We start from the raw sequence: 3,216 nt of genomic DNA, 5'->3' as shown, positions 1-3,216 counted from the left end.
TGGGCATAGTCGTGATACATCACACCAGCGAAAACACCGGTCGAGCTGCCACGCAGCACCACCGGGTCGACACCGGCACGCTCCAACGCCTCCCAGGAGGTCTCCAGCAGCAACCGCTGCTGGGGATCCATCATCGTGGCCTCATTGGGGCTGATCCCGAAGAACTCCGCATCGAAATTGGCTGCGGAGTATAGGAATCCACCCCGACGGGTGTAGGTCTTGCCTGCCTTGCCAGGTTCGGGATCGTAAATGCCGTCGATGTCCCAGCCACGATCCATCGGTAGATCGCCAGTGGTATCGGCGCCCGACACGACCAGACTCCACAGGTCTTCAGGCGAGGCAACACCACCTGGATAACGACAGGCCATCGCGACCACCGCGATCGGATCGTCGTCAACAGCTCTGCTGGCAATGACCTCGATATCCCGACTGGTACCAGCGAACTCATCGGCCAGATACTGCGCCAAAGCCTGCGGTGTCGGGTAATCGAACACCAACGTCGCAGGCAGCTGTAGACCTGTCACGGCCTTGAGAGCGTTGCGGAACTCGACGGCGGTGATCGAATCGAAGCCCAGCTCGCCGAAAGCCTTATCCGCGGCAACCGCATTCGCGTTCCGATGACCCAGAATCGTGGCAACCTGGCCACGCACGATCTCCACGAGAACACCGAAGCGCTCACTATCGGGAGTATTCGCCAAACGAGCACGTAGCGCCGTAAAGGCACCCGGGGCCGCCTTACGGCGAGCGGGGACCAAACCGGAAAACAGTGCGGGCGCGGCAAACCCAGCGCTGCGGAGGCTCTCCAGGTCCAAACGGACAAGGATCGGAGCCGCTGCGTCGATCCCTGTCGCGGCGTCGAACAGCGCGAGACCCTGTTCCTCCGACAGCGGCAGCATGCCCGAACGGGAGATGCGGCTGCGGTCGACATCGGTGAGTTGCTCGGCCATACCCCCGTCCCACAGACCCCAGGCAAACGACTGGCCACAACCACCCGAGGCCCTACGGTGCGCCGCCAGCGCATCCAAACACGCATTGGCCGCGGCATAGTTACCCTGACCAGGGCTGCCGAACACACCGGCCACCGAGCTGAACAACACGAACGCCTTCAACGGCAGATCGGCGGTCAACTCGTGCAGATGCAAGGCCGCATCGACCTTGGGCCCCAACACCGCATCCATCCGAGCCGGAGTCAGCGAAGCAATGGCACCGTCATCGAGCACACCGGCCATATGGAACACACCCGCAAGTGGATGACCGGCAGGAACATTGGCCAGTACCGCAGCCAATGCATCACGGTCGGCGACATCGCAGGCGACGAACTCGACTTCGGCACCGCGAGACCGCAACTCCGCCCGCAACTCGGTGGCACCGGAAGCGGATTCACCACGGCGACTCAACAGCAACAGCCGGCGCACACCATGGGCGTCGACCAAGTGACGGGCGAACAACCCACCGAGCAAACCACCCCCACCGGTGATCAACACAGTATCGTCCGGACCGAAAGAGGTAGTCGCCGAAGCGGTCTCGGTGGAAACGACCGCCGTGGAATCGACGCGGGCGAGTCGCGCAATGTATACCTGCCCATCACGCACCGCCACCTGCGGTTCCGCCGCAGCCAGCACCCCACCCAGCAACCCATCGAGTCCGGAATCGGTGTCGATCAACACGATCCGGCCAGGATTCTCCGCCTGCGCCGAACGAACCAGACCACACACCGCGGCACCAGCCAGATTCGTAACGTCCTCCCCACCAACCGATACCGCACCACGGGTCCGAACCACCAGAACCGACTCGGTGAACCGCTGGCTTGCCGTCCAGGATTGAAGGACCTCCAAAACCTCATGCGTCGCAGCGTGAATGGCAGCGGGATCATTACCCGCCGGGCAGTCCAGCACCACCACCGGCGGCACCCGCTCACCGAGATCCGGCCACGCTACCGCGGCGACCTCGGCCTCACGCACCGAGATCGGTGTCCAATCGACCTGGAACAACGCATTACCGGCGACAGATGCATTAGCCGTGAGCTGCGCGGGATCAAATGGCCGGGAAGCCAACTGCCGCACCGACGCCACCGCAGCACCCGACGAATCCGCGAGATCTAGAGCAACGCCGTGCTCACCTATCCGCGTGAGCCGAACACGCAACGCATTGGCCCCAGCCGCATGCACCGTCACACCGGACCACTCGAACGGCAACGCCAGGCCAGTCCCGTCCGCAGGCAGGTTGTCGGCGACGCGCAGCGCGTGCAGAGCGGCGTCGAGCAGCGCCGGGTGCAGACCGAAGCGTTCTGCCTCGGCCCGGGCTTGTTCAGGCAATTCGACCTCGGCATAGAGCAGCCCGTCCGCTGCACGCCACACCGACCGAAGTGCCTGGAACACCGGACCGTACTGGTAACCCTGCACATCCAGGGAGTCATAAACACCATCGATATCCACCGCGACCGCACCAGAGGGCGGCCACTGCACCAAATCCACAGGCGCACTATCGATTCCCGGCGCAAGCACGCCCTCGGCGTTCAACGTCCACGACAGCACCGAATCAACGTCATCATCGGGGAGGGAGAAGATCCGCACCGCGCGACGACCCTCGTCCTCAGCACCCACCACAACGCGCACGGCAACCCCGCCGGACTCCGACAGCACCAGCGGTGCCCGCAGAACCAGCTCATCGAGACTCGAACAGCCCACTCGCTCCCCGGCGTGCATGGCGAGTTCGACAAATCCGGTGCCAGGGAAAAGCACGGTGTCCATAACTCTGTGATCGGCTAGCCAGGGATGCGTCTGCACCGACAACCTGCCGCTGACAGCGACCACATCGGAATCCGGTTGCGACACCACCGCCGAAACCAAGGGATGACCGGTAGCCACCAGCCCCATCGCCCGAGCGCCGCTACCGGTGGAACCTTCGGCCGTCCAATAACGCTGATGCTGAAAAGCGTAGGTGGGCAAGTCGATTCGCCGGGCCCCGGAACCAGCGTAGAGAGCGGCCCAGTCCACCTTGGTGCCAGAGACGAATAGACCGGCCACCCCACTCAGCACGGCCGACGCATCCGCCTGACCCCGGCGTGCCAAGGCCACCACAACAGGAGCCACGACGGCTGCCGCCGCACTGACGTGCCCATTGTCGAGGATCTGGGTGATCATCGGGGTCAACACCGCATCAGGCCCGACCTCGGCGAACCTCGACACACCCATACCCGCCATCGCGACAACCGCA

At 64.0% G+C, this 3,216-nt stretch carries 1 protein-coding gene; it reads right to left on the bottom strand.

The window, feature by feature from the left end:
* Positions 1-3,216: type I polyketide synthase (locus tag AB0J47_RS42185; protein WP_364360321.1), on the bottom strand; the 3,216-nt coding region annotated here is incomplete at both ends.

It is taken from the genome of Nocardia sp. NPDC049737, from assembly GCF_040674755.1.
GTDB lineage: Bacteria > Actinomycetota > Actinomycetes > Mycobacteriales > Mycobacteriaceae > Nocardia.
This window is presented reverse-complemented; position numbering and strand designations above follow the sequence as displayed.